Annotated in this window: 21 protein-coding genes; 8 read left to right on the top strand and 13 right to left on the bottom strand. The window is 41.4% G+C overall.

Translation table 11 applies throughout. From position 1 onward, the window contains the following. The first annotated feature begins 69 nt into the window (after positions 1-69). Both Q0017_RS09515 and Q0017_RS09510 read left to right on the top strand, forming a co-directional pair. Positions 70-1,041 carry a hypothetical protein gene (locus Q0017_RS09515; RefSeq protein WP_298145914.1) on the top strand — a complete coding sequence of 324 codons (972 nt, stop codon included), beginning with the start codon at positions 70-72 and terminating at the stop codon, positions 1,039-1,041. 179 nt (positions 1,042-1,220) lie between these two features. Beyond that, positions 1,221-2,654 (top strand): deoxyribodipyrimidine photo-lyase, encoded by a 1,434-nt coding sequence (locus Q0017_RS09510; protein WP_298145911.1) that lies wholly within the window; start codon positions 1,221-1,223, stop codon positions 2,652-2,654. 31 nt (positions 2,655-2,685) lie between these two features. Here the strand turns inward: Q0017_RS09510 and yaaA are convergent, their stop codons facing one another. Further along, entirely contained in the window at positions 2,686-3,465 is a 780-nt protein-coding gene (gene yaaA / locus Q0017_RS09505; protein ID WP_298145908.1) for a peroxide stress protein YaaA, read from the bottom strand. Positions 3,466-3,588: 123 nt separating this feature from the next. On the opposite strand from yaaA, the gene Q0017_RS09500 reads away from it, so the two are divergent. Continuing rightward, the gene (locus Q0017_RS09500) at positions 3,589-4,221 is read left to right on the top strand and encodes a hydrolase (protein ID WP_298145905.1); all 633 of its coding nucleotides are present in this window, start codon (positions 3,589-3,591) and stop codon (positions 4,219-4,221) included. A gap of 104 nt (positions 4,222-4,325) precedes the next feature. Continuing rightward, positions 4,326-5,663, top strand: a complete 1,338-nt coding sequence (locus tag Q0017_RS09495; RefSeq protein ID WP_298145902.1) for a hypothetical protein — start codon at positions 4,326-4,328, stop codon at positions 5,661-5,663. 57 nt (positions 5,664-5,720) lie between these two features. Here Q0017_RS09495 and Q0017_RS09490 read toward each other — a convergent pair whose 3' ends face one another. The 4 genes from Q0017_RS09490 to pheA form a co-directional block, all read right to left on the bottom strand. Continuing rightward, complete coding sequence (locus Q0017_RS09490; protein ID WP_298145899.1) at positions 5,721-6,083, bottom strand: hypothetical protein; 363 nt, start codon at positions 6,081-6,083, stop codon at positions 5,721-5,723. 113 nt (positions 6,084-6,196) lie between these two features. Beyond that, positions 6,197-8,443 (bottom strand): bifunctional prephenate dehydrogenase/3-phosphoshikimate 1-carboxyvinyltransferase, encoded by a 2,247-nt coding sequence (locus tag Q0017_RS09485; RefSeq protein WP_298145896.1) that lies wholly within the window; start codon positions 8,441-8,443, stop codon positions 6,197-6,199. Positions 8,444-8,446: 3 nt separating this feature from the next. Then, entirely contained in the window at positions 8,447-9,538 is a 1,092-nt protein-coding gene (gene hisC, locus Q0017_RS09480) for a histidinol-phosphate transaminase (RefSeq protein ID WP_298145893.1), read from the bottom strand. A gap of 60 nt (positions 9,539-9,598) precedes the next feature. Then, the gene (pheA, locus tag Q0017_RS09475) at positions 9,599-10,708 is read right to left on the bottom strand and encodes a prephenate dehydratase (RefSeq protein ID WP_298145890.1); all 1,110 of its coding nucleotides are present in this window, start codon (positions 10,706-10,708) and stop codon (positions 9,599-9,601) included. A 379-nt stretch (positions 10,709-11,087) separates the two neighbouring features. Here pheA and Q0017_RS09470 point away from each other — a divergent pair, with 379 nt between their 5' ends. Next, positions 11,088-11,588 carry a DJ-1/PfpI family protein gene (locus tag Q0017_RS09470; RefSeq protein ID WP_298145887.1) on the top strand — a complete coding sequence of 167 codons (501 nt, stop codon included), beginning with the start codon at positions 11,088-11,090 and terminating at the stop codon, positions 11,586-11,588. A gap of 72 nt (positions 11,589-11,660) precedes the next feature. Beyond that, positions 11,661-12,662 carry a glycosyl transferase family protein gene (locus tag Q0017_RS09465; RefSeq protein WP_298145883.1) on the top strand — a complete coding sequence of 334 codons (1,002 nt, stop codon included), beginning with the start codon at positions 11,661-11,663 and terminating at the stop codon, positions 12,660-12,662. Here the strand turns inward: Q0017_RS09465 and Q0017_RS09460 are convergent. From Q0017_RS09460 to Q0017_RS09450, 3 genes are all read right to left on the bottom strand, one after another. Continuing rightward, complete coding sequence (locus Q0017_RS09460; RefSeq protein WP_298145880.1) at positions 12,659-13,777, bottom strand: alkane 1-monooxygenase; 1,119 nt, start codon at positions 13,775-13,777, stop codon at positions 12,659-12,661. The genes Q0017_RS09465 and Q0017_RS09460 overlap by 4 nt on opposite strands. 99 nt (positions 13,778-13,876) lie before the next feature. After that, positions 13,877-14,152 (bottom strand): DUF1315 family protein, encoded by a 276-nt coding sequence (locus Q0017_RS09455; RefSeq protein ID WP_298145877.1) that lies wholly within the window; start codon positions 14,150-14,152, stop codon positions 13,877-13,879. After that, positions 14,152-15,069, bottom strand: coding sequence for an NAD(+) kinase (locus Q0017_RS09450; RefSeq protein ID WP_298145929.1), 918 nt, complete (start codon positions 15,067-15,069; stop codon positions 14,152-14,154). The genes Q0017_RS09455 and Q0017_RS09450 overlap by 1 nt, the downstream gene beginning before the upstream one ends. A gap of 179 nt (positions 15,070-15,248) precedes the next feature. Here Q0017_RS09450 and mrcB point away from each other — a divergent pair, with 179 nt between their 5' ends. Continuing rightward, positions 15,249-17,663 carry a penicillin-binding protein 1B gene (mrcB, locus tag Q0017_RS09445; protein ID WP_298145875.1) on the top strand — a complete coding sequence of 805 codons (2,415 nt, stop codon included), beginning with the start codon at positions 15,249-15,251 and terminating at the stop codon, positions 17,661-17,663. Between the two features lie 213 nt (positions 17,664-17,876). Here the strand turns inward: mrcB and Q0017_RS09440 are convergent, their stop codons facing one another. After that, positions 17,877-18,779 carry an NUDIX domain-containing protein gene (locus tag Q0017_RS09440; RefSeq protein WP_298145873.1) on the bottom strand — a complete coding sequence of 301 codons (903 nt, stop codon included), beginning with the start codon at positions 18,777-18,779 and terminating at the stop codon, positions 17,877-17,879. A 134-nt stretch (positions 18,780-18,913) separates the two neighbouring features. Here Q0017_RS09440 and hemP point away from each other — a divergent pair, with 134 nt between their 5' ends. Then, complete coding sequence (gene hemP / locus Q0017_RS09435; protein WP_297422959.1) at positions 18,914-19,081, top strand: hemin uptake protein HemP; 168 nt, start codon at positions 18,914-18,916, stop codon at positions 19,079-19,081. A 65-nt stretch (positions 19,082-19,146) separates the two neighbouring features. Here hemP and Q0017_RS09430 read toward each other — a convergent pair whose 3' ends face one another. From Q0017_RS09430 to Q0017_RS09415, 4 genes are all read right to left on the bottom strand, one after another. Beyond that, entirely contained in the window at positions 19,147-20,451 is a 1,305-nt protein-coding gene (locus Q0017_RS09430; RefSeq protein ID WP_298145870.1) for an ATP-binding protein, read from the bottom strand. Further along, positions 20,448-21,110, bottom strand: a complete 663-nt coding sequence (locus Q0017_RS09425) for a response regulator transcription factor (protein ID WP_298145867.1) — start codon at positions 21,108-21,110, stop codon at positions 20,448-20,450. Before Q0017_RS09425 ends, Q0017_RS09430 begins: the two co-directional genes overlap by 4 nt. 80 nt (positions 21,111-21,190) lie before the next feature. After that, positions 21,191-21,547 carry a NirD/YgiW/YdeI family stress tolerance protein gene (locus Q0017_RS09420; RefSeq protein WP_298145864.1) on the bottom strand — a complete coding sequence of 119 codons (357 nt, stop codon included), beginning with the start codon at positions 21,545-21,547 and terminating at the stop codon, positions 21,191-21,193. A gap of 98 nt (positions 21,548-21,645) precedes the next feature. Further along, complete coding sequence (locus Q0017_RS09415; RefSeq protein WP_298145861.1) at positions 21,646-23,403, bottom strand: GspE/PulE family protein; 1,758 nt, start codon at positions 23,401-23,403, stop codon at positions 21,646-21,648. Positions 23,404-23,648: the final 245 nt, after the last annotated feature.

Raw genomic sequence — 23,648 nt, 5'->3', positions numbered from 1 at the left:
CAAGACAACATATCAATGAATTATATTTATCAAAAAATCCCTTTAATGGCTCTCGTAGTATTATCAAGTATGCAAATCGCTTGTGCTCAAAATACCACTTCCCAAAACAAGCAATGTCGTAGCCATAATTTAAACCATGCTCAACACTTTAACCAAATGTATAAAAAAGATGAATTTTATATTTTTTATTCGACTCTGTCTGATTCACCGCATCGTTTAAAAACACTCAAAGATTTAAATAACAATAAGATTCCCGATTATATAGAAGACCTTGCAACACAAGCTGTCGCCAGTCGTGAAATTTTTAAAGCAGCAGGCTTTCGTCATCCGCTGCAAAGTCCCCGTTATCAAAATGTCAAAAACATCAGTATTTTTGTGCAAGATTTAAAAGGCAATGGCATCGCTTATGAAGTACCTGCTGTTCACCCCAATTTAAAACATCACATGCCATGCAGTTTAGTCATGCATATTTCTATAGATCTCAAAGATTTTCCAGGCAACTATTGGACAACGGTCACACATGAACTATTCCACTTATATCAGTATGGCTATACTCAATTTAAAAATACATGGTATTTGGAAAGCCTCGCCAATTGGTCAGAACGTGCCCTACGTATTGATTTAAGTACAGGGACAAAAAACCTTCCGGCCTTACCCAAAAACTCACTACAGTTAAACAAAGAAGTGATCAGTAAAGGCTATCATCATATGTGGCGTCGGTTAGCGGTGATTGAGAGTCAAGATCGTTTGCTGATTCCGCCACATTTACAAAAAATGCGTTATACCAATGGGAGTTCTGTGTTTAAAGATAATGAATGGCGTAATACAGGTTTGGTGCTCAACGTAATGCAAAATCTAGAACACACCTCATTAAACATGAGCAAGCAAAAAAAATGGCACCCTTATAACTGGAAAGAAGCAGATCAACGTTTAAAGTCATGGGACCCTATTATTTGGCAAAATATTCAAGCGGCATTCAAAACCCAAGGATACCAGACAACAGAAGTCAAACAATTACTCAAGCTTGAGCTGCAACCTTAAGATTTTTGAGGATATAAACCGACAAGCATAGCGATATATAGCGTCTAATCTAAACGGCAGAAAAGGTTTTACTTTGCGCTGTCTATGCTTGCTGTTTAAAAGAAATACCTTACAGGAACTCACAGGAAATTCACCGCTTTTAGGCTAAGCTTGAATTATTTAATAATAGTGTAACCCACATGTCTGCTTATCAACTGGTTTGGCTACGCCAAGATTTACGCACCTTTGATCATAGTGCTTTGCATCATGCTATGGCAGCGGGTCCAACATTGGCTGTGGTAATACTCTCGCCTGAGCAATGGCATTTACATAATGATGCTCCAATTAAAATCGATTTTTACTTACGCCAACTGCATGCTCTGCAACTTGATTTAGCCAACTTAAATGTGCCTCTGCTAGTGTTACGCGTTGAACTTTGGCATGAGATTGCAAACGCCTTAAAACACTTATGTCAGACACTGCCCATCGCCAATCTATATGCCAATCGTGAAGCGGGGCTAAATGAAATTTCCCGTGATGAATGGGTCACGCAAAGCTTAAAGCAACTTAACATCCACAGCTATTTCTTTGAAGATCGCACCTTATTTGCATTGGGTTCAATCCGTAATAAAAGCTTGCAACCTTATCAGGTGTTCAGTGCTTTTAAAAAACAGTGCTACGAAAAATTAAGTATCAGTTTAGCGCCTTGCTATCCAACCCCTCAACCGCAACAGGTACTTAATTTAAGCTTTGATCAGTCAATGCTGAACATTCCAAGTTTAACTGCGCTGGGTTTGAATGAGATTTCACCACAACAACAAGCGCTATGGCCAGTTGGCGAAGCTGCTGCCTTTCATCGTTTAGATGCATTTATTGCTGATCAGGTTGAATATTATGACCGTGAACGTGACTACCCGCATTTAAACAGTACTAGTCAATTGTCTGCCTATTTAAATATAGGCATGCTCTCTATCCGTAGTTGTGTCAATGCGCTGTTTCGCGAGCAATATGGCAATTTTGATTTTGTCAGTACCGGACAGCAAGTATGGCTCAATGAATTGCTATGGCGTGAATTTTATCAACACATTTTGTTTGATTTTCCAAAAGTATCTAAGCATCAGCCATTTAAAGACCATACCAAAGGCTTAATTTGGCGCAATGCAGCGCAAGATTTGCAAGCTTGGCAGCAAGGTCAAACCGGTATTCCGATTGTAGATGCCGGTATACGTCAAATGTTGGCCACAGGTTGGATGCATAACCGTGTACGTATGATTGTGGCAATGTTTTTAAGTAAAAATTTACTGATTGATTGGCGTTTAGGTGAAGCATGGTTTATGCAACATTTAATTGATGGCGATTTAGCTGCCAACAATGGCGGTTGGCAATGGTGTGCCTCCACAGGAACAGATGCAGTGTCCTATTTCCGAGTATTTAATCCGGTGAGTCAATCAGAAAAGTTTGACCCCAATGGCGATTACTTACGCTGTTGGTTACCTGAACTTGCACATTTAAATGCTAAAGAAATTCATGACCCGTATGCTAAAAACCCACAGCGCAAATTAGATTATCCGCGCCCAATTGTGGATTTAAAACACAGTCGTTTACGTGCTTTAGAGGCTTTTAAAGCGCTTTAAAAAAACCTCCCGATCATTGATCGGGATGTTCTTATGCCATTTGTTCGTCACGTTTAAAGACCAATTCATTGCCTTGTGAACTGACTGGGTCAAAATAATAACCATCAACATTAAAAGCTTGAAGCTGCTCAGGTGATTTAAGATTATGTTGAATGATATAACGCGCCATCAAACCGCGGGCTTTTTTGGCATAAAAGCTAATGACTTTGTATTTACCATTTTTTTGATCCAAAAACACAGGTTTAATGACCGAGGCTTTAAGCTTTGTTTCTTTCACTGCTTTATAGTATTCATCGGACGCTAAATTAACCAACACTTGGCTGTTGTTCGCTTCAAGATCATGATTAATCAGATCTGTAATCATATTTTCCCAAAATTGATATAAATTGCTCCCTTTGGGATTATGCAAACGTGTACCCATTTCTAAGCGGTACGGCATCATTAAATCTAAAGGTCGTAATAAGCCATATAAGCCTGAGAGCATACGTAAGCGCTGTTGGGCAATGTTCAGCTCGTCTTGATTGAAGGCATATGCATCCAAGCCCGTATAGACATCCCCTTTAAAAGCAAAGATCGCTTGGCGACTATTACTTAAATTAAAATCCATCTGCCAGTCACGAAAACGTGCCACATTTAACTGGGCAATTTTTTCACTCACCGACATTAAGCTTGCAATCTCACTTGCCGAAAGACTACGACTTACGTCGATAAGCTGTTGTGAGTGCTCAAGCAATCTTGGTAAAGTATGCGCATCTGTAGGTAAATAAGTTTCATAATCGAGGGTTTTGGCCGGAGAAATCAGAATAAGCATAAAAAATTTGATCAAAAAATAATTAAACAAATATAACAGCAGCGCTATTTTAATGCCAACTTGTGTTTTTACTGAACATTATCGGTAGAATAGCCCGTTATTTCTTTTACCTGACTGCTAATTATGTCTGAGCAAATTTTCATCCAAGGCCCGGCTGGCAAAATTGAAATTTTTGTAGATTACCCTCAGGGCGAAGTGAAAGGATTCGCTGTCGTATGTCACCCGCACCCACTACAAGGGGGTACACCACACCATAAAGTTCCTGCGCTGCTTGCTCAGATGTATTTGGAGCGTGGTTGTGTCGTGTATCGTCCAAGCTTCCGTGGCTCAGGCCAAAGTGAAGGTGTACATGACGAAGGTTTTGGCGAAACCGATGATATTCTAGAAGTGATTAAATTTGCACGTCACCAACATATTACTGTGCCATTTTATGCCGGTGGTTTTAGCTTTGGTGCGCATGTAATGGTTAAAGCCTATGCTTCACTGCCTGTTGAACTGCAACCGAAACAAGCCATGATTTGTGGTTTACCGACAGCAACAGTTGGCGGTGTACGTCATTACGTGACTCCACCAATTAAAGGCGACATCTTATTTATTCATGGCGAAGCCGATGACGTGACTTTATTGTCAGATATGATTGAATGGTCGCGTCCACAGCGTCATATGGTGACGGTGTTACCGGGTGCTAATCATTTCTTTACCGGTTATTTAAAACAATTACGTTTAGCCATGACCCGTTATTTGGTCTCAGCTTAAAATAAAAACCTCGCCGATTGCGAGGTTTTTTGTTGCACTTTTGAAGAAAAATTCTCATTAGCTAATGTTATGATTAAGTACTCTTACCTCATGAGGTAAATGATATGACAGGTCAAGATCTATTACAGTTAGCTTCTAAGCATCTAGGTGAAAAATATGTTTTTGGATCCTTAGTTGATTATACCGACCCTCACTATAAAGGACCATGGGATTGTGCTGAATTCATTAGTTGGCTAGTTTATCAAGTAACTAAAATAAGAATTGGTGTACGTAATAATGATGCATATACAGGGTACTGGGTGAATGATATTAAAAAATATTGTGATGAAATCTCACTCAGCGAAGCAGCTTTAATACCTGGGGCTATTTTACTTCGCAGTCCTAGATATCAAGGAATAAAGATTGGTCACATAGCTTTGAGTGACGGAAAGGGAGGAACCATTGAAGCACATAGCGCTAATAGAGGAGTATGTAGAGCTAGTATAAAAGGAAGAATATGGCAATATGCATTATTATTAAAAAATATTCAGTATACTCATTCTGATGATGAGATAAGCCTAGCCGCTGACAGTCCATCATTTGAGATCCTAGGAAATAGTATTTTTATAGATGAAATAAAACAAAAGCTACAAGAGAAAAAATTTCTATCGACAAATTCTCCTACGCCCAAACAATTAACCCATGCAATTATCAATTATCAAAACTTTTCTGGATTAGTTGTAGATGGATCAATCGGTATAGAAACTCTCTCGTCTTTGAAAATTAAAAAATTCGAATCTGTGAAGAAAAGAATGGCTTGGTTCAAGGGAAACTTTTCCCAAGAAATTAATCAAGCAGCAGAAAATACACCTTTCAATTTAAATCTCCTTACGGCGATTGCAATTCAAGAAACAAGTTATATTTGGGGATCGATGTTATCGAACTCTCCTGATCAAGTTTTACCTTATTGTGTAGGTGATACTTTAGATACCCCTAATAGGTCTGCTTTTCCTATAAATCGAGCCCAATTAGAAGAATATCCTAATGGTCGATCAATGTTTGAGATAGCTCACCAAGCATTAATTGATGTATCTAACTATGCAACTAGCTTTAAAAAAGTCTCCCAAAATCCAAATAAATTTTGTAGAGGGTATGGGATATTTCAATATGACTTACAGCATTTTCAAACTGATTCAGACTTCTTTTTACAGAAAAAATGGCATCAATTTAGCTGTTGTTTAGGAAAAGTAATTGAAGAACTTAAAAATGCTCAAAAACGTATACCTAGCTTAAAAAGTAAAACCTCATTGAATGACGTAGAGCTTGTTCATGTAGCAATAGCCTATAACCGTGGAACCTCAGTTCTTAGTAAAGGATTTAAACAAGGCTATTATGATAAAGAGAGTAAGAAATATTATGGTGAATATATCAACGAATATTATAAACTTGCACAAACTATTTAAGATTTAACTTGGGCACCATAGTATTAGAAATATTCCAATCTTATGGTGCTGTAATTCCTATTTCCACTCAAAGTTGGAAAAATGGGTTTGCGTTTTTAAAGTCGTTTCAACCGCCTGCGCCAATTGGTTTAATAAACTTTGTTCGGTAATTCTATCTAACCAATCTTGTTCTTCAGCAGGATAAGAACTGATTTCACAGACCATATGCCCTTGCTCGGTTTGAATTTGACATGCCACAGCTAAGGGCAATTCGTGCTGCTCGACACTCACTGCAATATGATCACCACTTTGTGACAGAGTTTCAAAACCATAATCGGCTAATTTTTCTGCCAAAAGTTGTGTCACCTGTTGTTGTGCAGCCAAACAATCATTTGGCGCTTGCTGTGCTTGACAGTGGGCAATAAATTGTAGTGTTTTCATTTATAGCATCCCAAAGACATTGTTATTGTAGTCTTTGAGCATAGGCGCATAAACCAAAACAGCCAAGTACCCGACTTGGCTGTTGTATATTTTTTAATCAAATTTTAGACTAATTACTCAGTCACTTGAATTGCAAGACCCGCTGTGTTAGCCAATTGAGTAAAGGTTGGGAAGCTGGTGGCCACAGTTTCTGTACCCACAATTTTAATCTCGCCTGAAGTACGTAAACCTGCCATCGCAAAGCTCATGGCAATACGGTGGTCATGATGTGATTCAATCTCACCACCGTTAAAAATTGCGCCCCACTCGCCAGTTTTACCTTTACCTTCAATGATAATGCCATCTTCGGTTGGTGTGCAGTCAATGCCCATGTTCTGTAAACCATCAGCCATCACTTGAATACGGTCAGATTCTTTAACACGTAATTCAGCAGCACCTGTTAATACCGTTTGACCTTCTGCACAAGCAGCGGCGATAAACAATGCAGGGAATTCATCAATCGCAAGCGGGACTTGATCTTCAGGAATATGAATGCCTTTTAAAGTACCTGTGCCTTGAATACGAATGTCTGCAATTGGTTCACCGCCTGCAATACGCTCGTTTTGGACCGTAATATCAGCACCCATTTGTTTTAAAATTTCAATAATACCGGTACGCGTTGGGTTAATACCCACAGCTTCTAAGGTCACATCTGCATCTTGAGTGATGGCAGCACCGACCATAAAAAACGCAGCCGATGAAATATCAGACGGGACTTGAATATCTGTACCTACTAACTTACCACCACCTTGCAATGAAATGCGGTTGCCTTCAGTTTTTACCTCATAACCAAAAGCACGTAACATACGCTCTGTGTGGTCACGCGTTGGCTCAGGTTCAGTCACTGAAGTTTCACCTTCAGCCCATAAACCCGCCAATAAAATACCTGATTTTACTTGGGCTGATGCCATAGGTAAATCGTATTGCACACCTGTTAATGCTTGCGCACCTGAGATTGAAATAGGTGGTGTACCACGCTCACCCGTGCTTTGAATCTGTGCACCCATTAAACGTAATGGCTTAGCAATACGCTCCATTGGACGTTTTGATAAAGATGCATCACCAGTCATGACTGAATCAAAGGCTTGGGCTGAGAGCATACCCGACAACAAACGCATTGATGTACCTGAGTTGCCCATATATAACGCTGATTTTGGTGCTTTTAAGCCATGCATACCCACGCCATGAATAGTGACTTCACCATTTTTTGGCCCTTCAATCGATACACCCATGTCACGAAAGGCTTGTAGCGTGGCTAAGGCATCTTCACCTTCTAAAAAGCCTGTGACATGTGTCGTGCCTTCAGCAATCGCACCAAACATGATTGAACGATGTGACACAGATTTGTCACCTGGTACGGTAAATTTACCTTGGAATTTTTTTGTACCCGGTTGGATAGTAAATTGTTGTGTCACGTGTGTGTTCTCCAGCAAAGGTTTTTGAGCCAGCATATGATTAAAATGTTGACGTGCTGCTTGAGCATGCCCGAGTAAACCCATCAGCTCTTGTGAGTCTTCATCTTCAATCAATTTGCGAATCACGGCCAATTGTTGTTCAAAGCCATCGACAGCGTTTAAAATGGCTGTTTTATTGGCAAAAAAGATGTCATGCCACATTTGTGGGTCGCTTGCAGCAATGCGTGAAAAATCACGAAAACCACCGGCAGCATAACGGAAAATATCAAGGTTATCTTCTCGGTTAGCCAATTGCTCAACCAAGTTAAATGCCATTAAATGCGGTAAATGGCTGGTATGTGCCAAGACTTCATCGTGCTTGGCGACATCCATACAAATCACTTCCGCTTGCGCGGCTTGCCACAGTTGAATCAGTTTGTCGACCGCCCAATCGGCACTGGTGGGCAACGGGGTTAAAATCACTTTGTGATTGGCAAATAAATCCAGTTTACCTGCATGAACGCCCGTATGCTCAGCACCTGCAATTGGATGACCCGGTACAAAACCCGATGGCAATGCCTCACCATACACCGCTTTTGCAGCATCCACCACATTGCCTTTGGTACTTCCCACATCGGTAATAATGGTGTGTGCAGCCAAATAAGGTTGAATACTGGCAAGCACCTGCTGCGTGGCACGCACTGGCAATGCCAACACCACCAGATCTGCGCCTTGCACCGCATCAATTGGGTCACGATAACCGGCTTGAATTAAGCCTAAGGCTTTGGCATCGGTTAAAGTTTTTTCCGAACGAGTTGAGGCAACAACTTCTTTGGCCAAGCCTTTAGCCTGTATCACACGGGCAAGACTTGAACCAATTAAACCGAAGCCAATAAAGGCAACTTTTTCAAACTGTAGCTGTGACATTAGTTATGCTGTTGCCTCTAAACACAGAACTTTTGCCAATGCCTTTAAGAATTTGGCATTTTCAGCTTCTGTTCCAATCGATACACGAAGATGATTGGCAATACCCACCGGACGCACAATCACACCTTCTTTTAATAAAGCATTAAAGGTTTGCGCAGGGTCGGCTTGTACATCTACCAATAAGAAGTTAGCACGCGATGGTACATAGTTTAAGCCAAGTGCTTGAAAGCCTGCTTCTAACTGTGCCATACCTGCTTTGTTGGTCACACGCGATTTTTCAATAAAGTCTTCATCTTGTAATGCTGCCACACCTGCAACCATAGCCAAATGATTGACGTTAAATGGCTGACGAATACGGTTTAAATAATCGGTCACCTCAGCTGACGCTAAAGCAAAACCAACACGTAAAGCTGCCAAGCCATAGCATTTTGACAAAGTACGGCTAATAATTAAATTATCGTATTGGCTTAAGAATTTTAAGCTGTTGAAGTTTTCAGGGAAATATTCAACATAGGCTTCATCAAGAACCACAAGCACATGACTTGGCACTTGTTGCATAAAGCGCTCAAATTCTGCTTCTTCAAACCAAGTACCCGTTGGGTTATTTGGATTAGCAATAAAAATCAGTTTGGTATTGTCTTGTACGGCTGCTGCCATCGCCTGTAAATCATGAGCGAAACCTTTGGCAGGCACTTCAATCGCTTGCGCATTAATGGCTTGTGCCACCAAAGCGTAGACTGCAAACGCATGTTGGCTATAGACCACCGAATCTTTGTCCGACACAAAAGCGCGGGCAAACATTTCAAGCAAATCGTTTGAACCATTACCCAAAGTAATTTGATCTAAGTTAACACCAAATTGTTTCGCCACTTGTTCTTTTAAAATATAACCACCGCCATCAGGATAACGACCAATTTCTGCCAATTCTGCTGCAACGGCTTGTTTCACTTTATCTGAACACCCTAATGGGTTTTCATTTGACGCAAGTTTGACAATATCTGTTAAACCCAACTCGCGTTCTAATTCGCTCATTGGTTTACCTGGTTGGTATGGCTTTAATTTTGCAATGCCGTCATTGGCTGGCACAAAGGTCATATTTTACTTCCCGATGGAGACAATTAAACCGAGCACAACTTAAAGTGCTCGGATTCATATTTACAGTACAGCGATTGGATACGAGCCAAGTACACGTACTTCTTTAACCAATGGACGAATTTCTTCGATGGCCGCTTTAACGTGTTCTTGCTCAATATGCCCTTCTAAGTCAATAAAGAATACATAGGCCCATTTTTCTGGTAAGGCTGGGCGTGTTTCAATACTGGTGAGGCTAATGTTGTGTTTAGCAAATGGTGCTAAAATTTCGAGCAATGCACCAGCACGGTCATGTGCTGAGACCAATAATGAGGTTTTATCGTTGCCACTTGCCGGTACTTTTTCACGACCAATCACTAAAAAACGTGTGGTGTTTTCTGGGTTGTCTTCAATATTGCTATGTAGAATTTCTAAATCATAAATATTAGCTGCAATTTCAGAGGCAATTGCCGCTGAATGCCATTCATTGCGAATACGGCGCGCGGCTTCTGCATTTGAACTTAATGCAACACGCTCAACACCCGGATAATGTGCATCTAACCAACCGCGGCACTGTGCAAGGGTTTGCTGATGAGCATAAATTTGTTTAATGCTGTCTTTACGGGTATTGCTTGACACCAAAAATTGGTGATGAATACGCAATTCAACTTCACCAATCACATTTAAATGAGAAGACTTAAAACAATCAAGGGTGTGATTGACCACACCTTCAGATGAGTTTTCAACCGGCACTAAACCATAATGCGCGCTGCCGGCTTCCACTTCACGGAACACTTCATCAATGGTTGGCAACGGACGCACAACTGCATCTTGACCAAAATGTTTTAACACTGCTGAATGGGTATACGTGCCTACAGGCCCTAAAAATGCAATGCTTTGCGGTGCTTCAAGTGCTAAACATGCCGACATAATTTCACGGAATAAACGTGCCATGGTGACGTCCGACAAAGGACCATCATTACGCTCCATCACATTACGTAATACTTGCGCTTCACGTTCTGGACGGTAAAACAGTGGATTCTCTTCTTGAGCAAACTTAGCTTTGGCCACAGCTTCAGCTAAACGCGCACGGCGGCTAATGAGTTGTTGGATTTGTTGATCCACAGAATCAATATCTTCACGAATTTGAGTCAAATCAAGAGAAGTCGTTGTGTTTTGATCGTCATTGACCATTGTTATGTCGCCCTTCAGCAAATATCATGCAAACAGTATAACAATAGTAAGCTTTGAAATCTTGCGCAATACAACTTTGATGGATTCACCCTGAAAACTCGGCATTTGGTTAAAAGATCAACAATTGAAAGTTAAGCTGAGTGCATGTATTTCTTATTTTTTAAGCACTGATAACCTTAAGTTTAGTAATCCATTAAACGCACAACGTATGCTTAGCTTGGGCTTAAATTACACAGGCTTTAAATCGCCACTTTTGCATAAAATAGACTTGTTTTTTTCAAGATTGCAACAGCATACTTAACCGAGCTTAACAATATTATGCTGCGCTTTTTTGTGGTTTCAGGCTAGGCTTAAAAAAACAACAATAAAGGCGACTCTTATGCCAAAAACCATTGCATTCCTGATTCAAACCGATATATGTGCAGATGACTATTTGAGCATTTCTCAAGCTTTGTCTGCGGCAGGACATCGGCTGTGTCATCTTAGTGCTTGCCCACAGACCACAAGCTATAAACTGCAAAACAGCCATATTAAAATTGATGCCCACTTGCATGAGGTCAAGCTTGCAACCTTAGATGGCTTATTGCTGTTTCGTGATAATCAGCATCCTCAAGTACATGGTTTTGTGCAATCGATTGCCAATGCCTACAAGCCTATTTTTAGTTTAAGCTGTGCCACTCCAATATTGGTGGCTGCTCAAGTGGCACATGGGCGGCGTTTAACCGCAGATCCACAGTATCAAGACATATTACAAGCTGCGCATGCGGTTTATCTTAATCAAGCTGTGGTGAATGATCATAATTTATATATTTCACAGCAAAGCCCAACTGCATTAGCTGAATTTTTACACACCATGCTCAAGGTACTTCATACAGCCTAATGCATTTTAACCTTTGCCGATGGCGCTACCTGATGCACAATAGCGCTATGCTTTTTTCATTAATGTTTTGTCATGAATAATAAACGTAACATTTATCAAGATTTTGAACATCCTTTTGCACAATTTGTGCGTATTGTCGGCAAAGGAAAAAATGGGGCACGTTCCTTAACCTATGATGAAGCCTATCAAGCCTTTAGCATGATTTTAAACAATGAAGTGTTAGACGTGCAGCTTGGCGCATTTTTAATGTTGTTACGGGTAAAAGAAGAATCCGTAGATGAACTTGCAGGCTTTGTACAAGCCACCCGTGATCAATTAAAGTTTAAAGCGCTTGATGTGGATTTAGATTGGTCATCTTATGCCGGTAAACGTAAGCATTATCCGTGGTTTTTACTCTCTGCACTCACCTTAGCCAAACACGGCTATAATGTGGTGATGCATGGGGCTTCAGGACATACGTTAAATCGTTTATACACCGAACAAGCTTTGCAATACTTAGGCTATCCAACTTGCCAATCCGACAGCGACGTAGAACAACAACTGCAACATTGTCATTTTGCCTATTTACCGTTAGATGTCATTTCCCCGATTTTAAGTGACCTAATTGGCTTACGAAATATCATGGGCTTACGTTCTCCGATTCACACCTTGGCACGTTTAATTAATCCATTTAATGCCAAAGCCACCATGCAAGCTATTTTCCATCCTGCTTATCGCGGCTCACACCAACTAGCAGCCTTTAAATTAGGCTTTGCCCATAGTGCCGTAATTAAAGGTGAAGGCGGTGAATTTGAACGTAATCCCGATGCCAAAACCTTAATTTGTGGCATTAAAGATGGGCAGATGTATGAATATGAGTTGCCTAAACTCACCGAAAACCGTAGTCCAAGTGAAGAAGTGCTGGACTTAGCAGTGCTTAAAGCCGTGTGGGAGGGTCAACAAGCGCATGATTATGGCGAGATTGCCATTACCGAAACCATGGGCATTGCCTTATACACCATGGGCGTATGCGACGACTACCCAAGTGCCATGCAAAAAGCGCGTAAGCTATGGCAGACGCGCGGTCGTGTTTAAACGGCTTTGAGGTGATCTTTAGCTTGATGGACACGTTCAAGATCACCAGCATAATGGGCTACAACACGCTGATTCATGAGCTTAAACCAGCGTTTGGGCAAAAATACATCGCTAAATAATGCGCCATAGCCTTTGGGTAAATTTGGCACATCGGGATAATCTCTTAAAATTTGAAATGGTCGGGTTGGATAAGCATGATGATCACTATGCCGTTGCAATTGATAAAACAATAAATTGCTCATCAAACTATTGTGGTTCCAACTGTGTTGTGGGGTGACTTTTTCATAACGTCCATCGGGTAAGACTTCACGTTTAAGCGCGTAATGCTCCATATAATTGACCGCTTCAAGTAAGGTGATGGCGTAGGCACTTTGTACCAATTGTAACAACAGCCATTTTTTACCAAAACACTTATACATCAGAGCATAATAAAGCAGCCCCGCTGCCCATGCTCTGAGCAATTCATTTTCAACATGAAAAAATGGCAAATGTTTACGTGCTAAACGGTTTTTTTCAATGTGTATCGCCGATTTAAAACCGCCCAACACAGTGCGTGGTAAAAACCGCCAAAACGATTCACCATAGTAAGCAGATGCTGGATCTTGTGGAGTGGCGACATGACGATGGTGCCCGTAATTATGCTCAATCCTAAAATGAACATAGCCGCTAGGTAACAAGGCCAGATGGGCCAAGAGGTGCTGCTGCGCACTGGCTTTATGCCCCAGTTCATGCCCCACATTCATGGCAACCACATTGACCAAACCTAGCAGCGTGCCTAAAAGTAAAATATCACTTGTTTGAGTACGGCTTTGACGCACCAACGCTGCTGCTAACAGATTACTACTGTATTGCAAAGGCAAATATGCAATCACCACCTGCGTATAATACGGGTCATGTTGTAGGGTATTTAAGTCTTGTGGCGCAATAGAAGATTGATCTTGACCCAAATAACGATCTAGCCAAGGAATCACCGCATGTAAAGTGATTAAACCGGTACTTGCCCACACTTTACGCGTCAATTTTGGTCCTCGCGCAAAGCCCAATAGTGCCACATGTGCCACCACAGGAATAGCCAGTCCCCATAACCATAATTTACGTTTTGGATCTAAAGACATACTCTTCTCCTTGAGGCTTTTGAGTTGAGTATGCACCGAATATCACCGATATATCTGTTTGATTCAGGTAATAAAAAAGACACCCGAAGGTGTCTTTTTTTATACAAAACGAATAGGTTTAAATTCCGAATCATGATTATGATGATCATCATCATCACATTCTTCACCTTCTTCTTTGCTGCCACGGTCAATGTACCCACTGCGCTGATCTTCTGGCAGATGTTTCATCTCCCATGCATAGACCGCTTGCATACAGGTTTGACGCTGTTCTTGGGTTAATGCCACACCATTTGGCCATTTGCCAATTTCAATTGCAGTGCGTAAACGCTCGACAATCTCAGGATTTAGCATCGCTAACATGTTTTCAATATTCATTATTCATCCTGCTGTTGCAATGAATCAAAACCTTGGTTCCATCCCAGTTTAGTACGACATGACATATAAAAATCATAACCGGGTGGATGTAATAAATTCAGTTTAAAAGGATGTTTACGGATATGTAAACTATCGCCTACACTCAAGGATACACTATGTTGCCCATCTGCGCTGACCATTGGTAATACGCGATTTTCACGAATGACAATTTTGATTTCGCTTTGTCCACCCACCACAATTGGGCGCGATGACAAGGTATGCGGATGCATGGGCACCAAAGCGATGGCATCCATACTTGGATGCAAAATGGGTCCACCGCCTGAAAGTGCATAGGCAGTTGAACCAGTGGGTGTAGATACAATTAAACCATCGCTGTGCTGACGATAGACATACTGCCCATCAATATTAAGTTCAAAATCAATCATGTGCACCGATTTACCCGAGTGCAACACCACATCATTTAAGGCAATCGCTTGATAAATAGACTCACCTTTTGAGCGAATTTCCATTTCCAATAAAAAGCGTCGGTCACGTTGATACTGACCTTGCAACACTTGATCGAGTTTATATAAAACTTCGGTGGGTTTAATATCAGTTAAAAAACCCAAACGACCACGGTTTACCCCAACCACAGGAGTATTGTAGCGGACCAAAGCGCGTGCTGCATGTAACAGCGAGCCATCGCCACCCACCACAATTACCAAATCAACCACTTCACCCAATAAACTACGACTGACAGTTTGAGTGTTTTGATAAGGCACCAATTGCGCTGTTTCAATATCAAAGACCGGATGTAAACCTAAGCCGACCAAATGATCATGAATAAGACATAAGGTTTCGACCACCGATGATTTATCGGGTCGACCAATTAAGCCAATGTTTCGAAATGTCTTATGTGAAATGTGCACCGACAATATCACTCCGCTACGATTCGAGTGCTATCATAGCATTAAGATAAATAATTTAAAAAAACTTTAAAACACTGAATCAAGCCAATTTTTTCAAGTTGATGGCGCTTCATTCACAGTTTGTTTCTTGCAAAATTTGTGAAAGCTTCGCATCATGGGCGTAATTATCTTGGTTATGCTATGTGTGTATGAAGTCGCAACGCGGTATTGGCATTTTTGCTTTACTTTTTTGTATTTTAATCATTGGCGCGTTTATCGCCTTTAGTGTGTATATCATTCGCCTTGATAATGTCGTGCGCAGTAAATTTGAAGGTCAGCGTTGGGATTTACCAGCCAAAGTCTTTGCTCGTCCTTTACAAGTGTATAATAGCGCACCGGTCGGCCAAGCTGAATTTATTCAAGAACTCAATTTATTGGGTTATAAAAAGTCCGATGGTTATAACAAAACCGGACAATATGTCAGCAGCGGCAATACCTTATATGTACATACCCGCGGCTTTGATTTTGGTGATCATGTTGAACCTGAGCAAATTTTAAAGGTCAGCTTTAGTGGCAATCAAATTGCACAGGTCAGTGCCACCAAACCTAACAGCACTGGCATTGCACAACTTGAACCGATGCTGATTGGCGGTATTTATCCGCAGCACAAAGAAGACCGCGTGTTAATTAAATTGGCCAATGTGCCCCAACCTTTAATTGATGCACTAATTGCCACCGAAGATCGGAATTTTTATCAGCATTATGGCGTATCTTTACGCGGTACTGCGCGTGCTGTAGTGGCCAATGTCAGTGGTGGCAAACGCCAAGGTGGCTCAACTTTAACCCAACAATTGGTTAAAAACTTTTATTTAACGCCTGAACGCACCTTAAAACGTAAAGTCAATGAAGCCTTGATGGCCATGCTCATTGAGCTGCACTATGGCAAAAATGAAATTTTAGAAGCCTATTTAAACGAAGTGAATTTAGGCCAAAATGGCAACTACTCGATTAATGGTTATGGCTTAGCTTCACAATTTTACTTTGGTTTACCGCTACGTGAACTCAATATTGCACAACATGCTTTTTTAGTGGGCTTAGTACAAGGACCGTCTTTATATAATCCGTGGCGTAATCCAGAAGCGGCCAAAAAGCGTCGTGATTTAGTCCTAAATAACATGTTGGTCATGGGCTATTTAACCCAAGCCCAATATGAGCGCGAAGTGGCACGCCCACTCAATGTCATTAAAAAACCCAACATTGGACCTGCACGTTTTCCTGATTATTTAGATGTAGTACGCCGTCAATTGCGCAGCGAGTATCAAGAAAATGACCTGACCCATAACGGTATCCGTATTTTTACCGCTTTAGATCCCTTGGCACAAAGCAATGTTGAAAAAAGCTTTAAAGCCTCGGTGCAACGTTTGGAAAACAGCAATCGCCGTTTAAATGACTTACAAGGTGCTGTAATGGTAGCGCGCCCTGAAAATGGCGAATTGGTGGCTGTGGTTGGCTCTAGTCAAGATTTTACGGGCTTTAACCGCGCTTTAGATGCCAAACGACAAGTCGGCTCATTGCTCAAACCTGTGATTTATTTAACTGCGCTTGAATCGGGCCGTTATCACTGGGCCAGCCCAATTGAAGACAGCAATATCAGTATTGTCTCAGAAGGCAAAACATGGACTCCTAAAAACTATGCCGGTCATGAATACGGTGTCGTACCTATGGCGCGTGCGCTTGCACAATCGTATAACTTATCTGCGGTACGTTTAGGGCAAGAATTTGGTGTAGCCACGTTTAATAATCATTTAAAACGCTTTGGGGTTACCAGCAACATTCCACCTTATCCATCTGTATTTTTAGGCGCTGTTGAAATGTCACCTCTAGAGGTACTCGGGATTTACGCGAACTTTGCCTCAGGGGGCGTAAAATATCCAATGCGTGCTATTCGTCAAGTGGTCGATAGCCAAGGACGTAGTCTTCCGCGCTTTGGTTTAGACATGCAACAAAGCATTAAACCTGATGTTGCTTACGTGTTAAATTATGGTTTACAACAGGTTATGCGTACCGGTACGGGGCGTGCAGCATATAACCAGTTGCCAAGCGAGCTGAATTTAGCTGGCAAGTCCGGCACCACCAATGACACCCGTGATTCATGGTTTGCAGGTTACTCAGGCAACTATGTTTCGGTGGTGTGGTTAGGTTTAGATGACAACGCTGTCACAGGTTTGACCGGTTCATCGGGTGCACTACCGGTGTGGAGCAATGTAATGTCTCAGTTACGTCAAAAACCTGTCAACTTACGCCAACCTAACAATGTCACGTGGCAATGGGTCGATGGTGCATCGGGTGATCAACGCTCAGCCCAAGGCTGTGCCAATGCCGTACATATTCCGATGCTGAGTCATTCGGTGCCGCGTCGCAATAGTGATTGCGTCAGTACGCCAGTGGTAGAACCACAAGATGACATCAGTAACGAGTACCAACCTAGCGAACCACAACCAAGTGCGCCGCCAAGTTCAGATGATAGTATCGAAAATTGGATTCGTGAAAGCGAATCCAATATTCAAGAGGGTCGTTATGACAGCAATAATGAGGTCATCTCCAGTGGTCGTTATGAGCAATAAGTATTTTTGTTTAATTTGGCTTGGTTGCTCACTTTTACTCAGTGCCTGTCAATCTCAGCCTATAAAGAGCGCTGTGCCTATTGTGGAAGTTCAACCCGTCGTGGTTGCACCTGAGCGCTATACCACCCCCACAGGTGTCACCATTATTCCTTATGACGTAGAACCAATTATTCAAAAAAGTTTATAAAAAAAGCACCTTCGGGTGCTTTTTCATTAAAAGAATCGTTGTCCTGCCACACCATAAGCACCATGTTCTTGTGCTTGGCTTAAATCTACAGGCGTAAGTCCACCCAATGCAAATACAGGAATATGCATCGCTGTACTCAGTTCGGCAAAGCGTGGCCAGCCTAACGACTTCGCTTCAGGATGCGTAGCGGTTGTATGCACTGGACTTAACAAGACTGCATCACAGCCAATGCGTTGTGCATGCTGTAAACTGAGTTCATCATGACAACTTGCCACATAGCGCTGTCCTAAAATTAAATCTTCGGCATGCATATTCATGAGTTGCTGTTGTTTTAAATGAATCGCAGCCACATTGGCTTGCTGAATTGAATTTAATTTGGCATACAACTGCGTATTCACAATCACCTGATTCAGCTCGTGTACTGAGATGTCTGCCAAGGCCTCTAACTGTACTGCTTCATCTAAATCGTTGCGCCAATAAAATAACTGCTCATGGCTACACTCAGTTAAGGCGTTTAAATCTGATGAAATTTTAATAGCGTTAGGCCACACCAAACGTTGAATTAAGCGCTGATTGGCTTTAGGAAAACTTAACTCACCTAATTCAGCACGGCTATACCAACGCCATGGTCGTTGAATATCAGCATTGAGCTCCACAGCCAAGATGGCATGAAACACATGCAAATTCACAATCACATCTTCATATTCATGCTGAATAAAATCAAAGTCATGCCAAGCTTGTATGTCAACCCCAACCTCTTCAAACACCTCACGGCGACACGCCTCACTCGGACTTTCGCCGGCTTCGACTTTACCCCCGGGAAACTCGTATTTATTGCCCTGATGCTGGATCGCCTCACGAAAACCCACCAAAACTTTGCCCTGTTGTAAAACAATCGCGATCGCGACGTTAAGCTGTGCTTTAGACATCCCATATTTCCTGTGTTTTTGACAGTGTACGCAATTTTGTATTTTTTATAAATTAATCGTTGACAACTCTATTCGATAATGATTATCATTTAAACCATTCAAGTACACCACGATAAATAACGGAGAATTCCAACATGAACGCACCATTTAGCCTTTTTACTCGCACTGAATCTCAACATGCTTTGCCGATGCTGCATTCAAATAACTTATTTGCTCTTGGGCGTGAAATTCGCATTATGCATGCCGGCGAAGAGTATCGTTTACGTTTAACCCGCAACAACCGCTTAATTTTAACCAAATAATTATGACAGCAAAATAACAATAAACGTGGTCACTCAAGGCAGAATACAGCGCATTCTGCCTTTTTTTATTTAAATTGGATTTGAGCAGTTAAACCACCGCGAGGATTGGCACTAAAATTTAATTGTGCATGATGCAGCGCTATGATTTTTTGGCAAATCGAAATCCCTAAGCCAGAACCGCTACTTTTAGTGCCCAACGCACGATAAAAACGCTCGCCTAAACGTGCCAACACCTCATCTGTGATTGGCTCACCTTGGTTGCTAATACATAGACGGTTGGTGCTTGCATTGATGTTAATGTTGAGTGTAGAAGCATGTGGGCTATATCGCACTGCATTGTCAACTAAGTTACGTATACAGGTAAATAAAAGCTCACGATTGCCTTGCACTATGTAGGCGTCAAGCGCCACATCTAACACGATTTTCTTGTCTTCAATAAACGGAAACAGTGCTTGTAATACCTCAAGGGTAATGACGTGTAAATCACATTCAGTTTTGGCTAAAGCATCGGCTTGAGAAGGATCAAGGCGTGCCAATAACAATAAATTTTCTAAAATTTGCGTACTACGTGCCACGTCATTTTGAATCGGTTGTAAATCCTGTACCCATTGCACTTGATCTTGATATTTACGTTTTAACACCTGCAAACGCATTTGAATGGCCGATAAAGGCGAACGCAGCTCATGTGAGGCATCTGCGGTAAAGCGCTGTTCGGCATGTAAAGACTGATCTAGACGTGCCAATAATTGATTGAGCTGTTTAGTAATGGGTTGTAACTCTAAAAATTCGGGTTGTAAACTCACAATCGGGGTTAAATCTTGGGCACTTTTTTGCTGAATATTTTGAGACAACAAGCTTAAACTTTTAAATTGTCGCTGAATGGCAAAACGCACCAAGCCCCACTGCAACAACCACAGCAGCCCTAAAATGGCCACAAACACTGCAGCTGAGCTGCCTAAATCTTGTAAACGTAATGACATGGGCTGATAAATCTGCGCTTGCATATTATTTTCTTCAAGCACATAGCTACGCCACAACTGCCCTTGATGCCAAAACACCGCATAATCGTTGACGGGTACCACATCAGCAAATTCAAATTGATCAGAAGTGAGTAAATTAAAATCGGCATTATTGAGCGAATATTCAATTAAAAATTCCTCACTAAGCTCATCAATTTGATTACCGCTTTGCATGGTAATATCACTGATCAGAAGCATATCTGCCACTTCATCCATAATTTCATCATGAATATGCATGGTGTGATACAGCGACAATCCTAAAAAAATCAATAAAGCCAGCACGCCTGCGAGCATGGAACTGAGCATGGAGCTTTTAATCAGCTGACGTTGCAGCGAGCGTGCTTGCGTCATTGCGGCAACTGCATACGGTAGCCCAAACCGCGTAAGGTTTTAATATAACTGCTGCCAATCTTTTTACGTAACTGCGAAATAAATACCTCAATGGCATTACTTTCCACCTCTGAACCCCATGCATATAAGGATTCTTCCAATTGCTCACGGGTCATAACATGCTCTGGTTTTTGCATGAGTTTATGCAAAATTTGAAATTCTTTGGCAGTTAAATTCACTCCTTTTCCCGCTTGAGTTAAAGTTTTGGCCTGTGGGTCTAAGACTAAATCAGCAAAGCGTAAATCATGGCTTTGTTGAGTTTGATGTTGACGCAATTGATTGCGCACTCGTGCCGAGAGTTCTTCTAAACTAAAAGGTTTGACCAAATAATCATTGGCACCTAAATCTAAACCACTAACCCGATCTTGCACTGTATCGCGGGCGGTAATCATAATCACAGGAGTTTGTGCGTTGTGTTTGCGTAAGCTTTTTAAAATCTCATCGCCGCTGGCTTTGGGCAAACCACGATCAAGTAGTACACAATCATATTGATGTTGCTCGAGTGCCAAGATGGCATGGTCCCCCCGTTCCACCCAATCAATATTATAACCGTCCATTTCTAACCATGTTTTAATGCTTTCTGCTTGTGCTGCATCGTCTTCTGCTAAGAGTAGTCGCATCGTGTATCACCCATTTTTTTCTTTACTATACAAAAAAACCACATCGCAAAGTATGTGGTTTTTTTTAAAACAAGTTTCGATTAGAATTTTACTGCATCAACATCAATTTCAACACGCTTGGTCGGTTTGTAGTCAATATCCACTTCGCCAATTAAGGTCACAGGGGTATTGGCTGCAATGGCCTTACCGTGCCATAAGTCATCGTCAATATCCACAGTAATGCTGCCTGTTGCATCACGGAATTGGTATTTTTCATCACCAATCGCTTTAACGACATAACCTTTTACTTCAACTTTGGTGTCATCTTTAGCAACTAAAGCTTGTTTCACTGTGCTCACTTTGCTTAATGCACTTTGATTCACTGCGGTATTGGCGGTTGCTAAAGCAGCAGTAAAAGTTAAGCTTGCAGCGATTAAAGTTTTTGCGATCATGTTCATAGTTAACTCCGGCATCAAGTTTGATGTGTTGTGTCTTTCAATGAGGCTATTAAAACAACTCAAGCTGAAGCTAAGCTTAAGATCAGTTAAGTTTTGTATTAACTTAACGGCACCACACGTAAAACTTCTTCTAAAGTCGTTTCACCTTGTACGACTTTACGTGCCCCTGCAATACGTAAAAGTTCTACACCCTCTTTTTGAATCTGTAATTTAAGCTGCTCTAAGGTCGCCTCACGTCCAAGCATTTGTTTTAATTCAAGGCTCATCGGCATAAACTCATAAATCCCCACACGGCCTTTATAGCCTGTGTCACGACACGCCTCACAACCTACGGCTTTATAGACAAAATTTGGCATTTGAAATTGATAACCAAAGGTAAGATGTTTCCACTCTTGATCATTAATAAAGGTTTCTTGCTTACACTTTGGACATAAGCGACGCACTAAACGCTGTGCCAAGACCCCTAAAATGGTGGCCGAGGTTAAAAACGGCTGCACGCCTAAGTCATGCAAACGCGTTAAGCTAGATGGCGCATCATTGGTATGTAAAGTGGACAAGACCAAGTGCCCTGTCAGTGCCGCTTGAATGGCCATATTGGCGGTATCTTGATCGCGAATTTCCCCCACCATAATAATGTCAGGGTCTTGACGCATTAAGGCACGAATCCCTTCAGCAAAGCCTAGATCAATACTATGGTTGACCTGCATTTGGTTAAAGCTCGGCTCTAACATTTCAATCGGGTCTTCAATGGTACATACATTGACTTGTTCAGTGGCAAGCTGCTTTAAACTTGAATACAAGGTCGTAGTTTTACCCGAACCTGTAGGACCTGTGACTAAAATAATGCCATGACTATTTTGCGCAATGCTTTGCCATTTTGTTAATAATTTTTCATCAAAACCTAAATCTAAAAATGAACGTACCAATACCTCAGGGTCAAAAATTCGCATCACCAACTTTTCACCAAAAGCGGTGGGTAAAGTCGATAAACGTAGCTCGGTTTCACGGCCTTTTGGGGTACGGGTTTTTAAACGTCCATCTTGTGGCTTACGTTTTTCTGCCACATTCATGCGGCCTAAAATTTTAATCCGTGAAATCACCGCCATTAAAGTATTGGCAGGCATATGATAAATAGTATGCAATACACCATCAATCCGAAAACGGATTTTGCCTTGCTCTTTACGGGGTTCTAAGTGCACATCACTTGCCCCCTGTTCAAAGGCAAATTGTAAAATCCAATCGACTAGTTTTACAATATGCTGATCATTGGCATCTGGATTTTGGCTATCGCCCAATTGCAATAAAGCTTCTACGCCTTGATGATCACGCTCATACGCACCGGATTTTTGTGAACCACTAACAGCACGACTCACCTGATAATATTCAACTAAATAGCGCTGTAAATGTTCAGGATTAAGCATCACAGCTTGAATAATTTTTGGGGTTAAACTACTGGCTAAATTGTGCTGCCAATCGGTCATAAAAGGCTGGTCGGTGGCAATCAATACCCGCTCATCTTGCACCTCAACCGCCAAAATTTTATTACGTAGTGCAAACTCTTGCGACATCACTGCTGTGAGTACAGGTACATCGGCTTTAAGTGGATCAATGGTATAAAGCGGTAGGTTGGCTTTTTTTGCCAACCATTCACTCAACACATTTAAGCTTAAGATTTGACTGACATCACGCTGATTTTTTAGATTAAAACTGGCAATCCATTGTAAGGGATGCCATTTGAGCTGTTCACGCTGACGATGCGTGGTTTGTACTAAAAGCTTTTCTCGATCAGTAATATAGCCATCGTTCTTAAGTTGTTCTAAACACCATGTACTGTCGATTTCAAAATTAAATTGCATTATTTTGTCCCCAAATCATCAGGCTAATATAGCAAAAATAGAGCCCGATCTGATTGCAATTAAAAATCATAGTCTAGTTGTTTTATTCTGAGCAGCTTTATGTCCTGTTTTTTAATGATGAATAACTCTTCATATTAATTATTATATGATTTTTCTATATATTTATATAATAGATCTCTTGCGAAAGTTAATTTAAGAGCATCCAATTCACCATTCCAGCAATTAAATTCATTAGATCTCTTGCG

It is taken from the genome of uncultured Acinetobacter sp., from assembly GCF_947624825.1.
Classification (GTDB): domain Bacteria; phylum Pseudomonadota; class Gammaproteobacteria; order Pseudomonadales; family Moraxellaceae; genus Acinetobacter.
The sequence above is the reverse complement of the archived record's forward strand: the minus strand, read 5'-3'. Positions and strand labels throughout refer to the sequence as shown.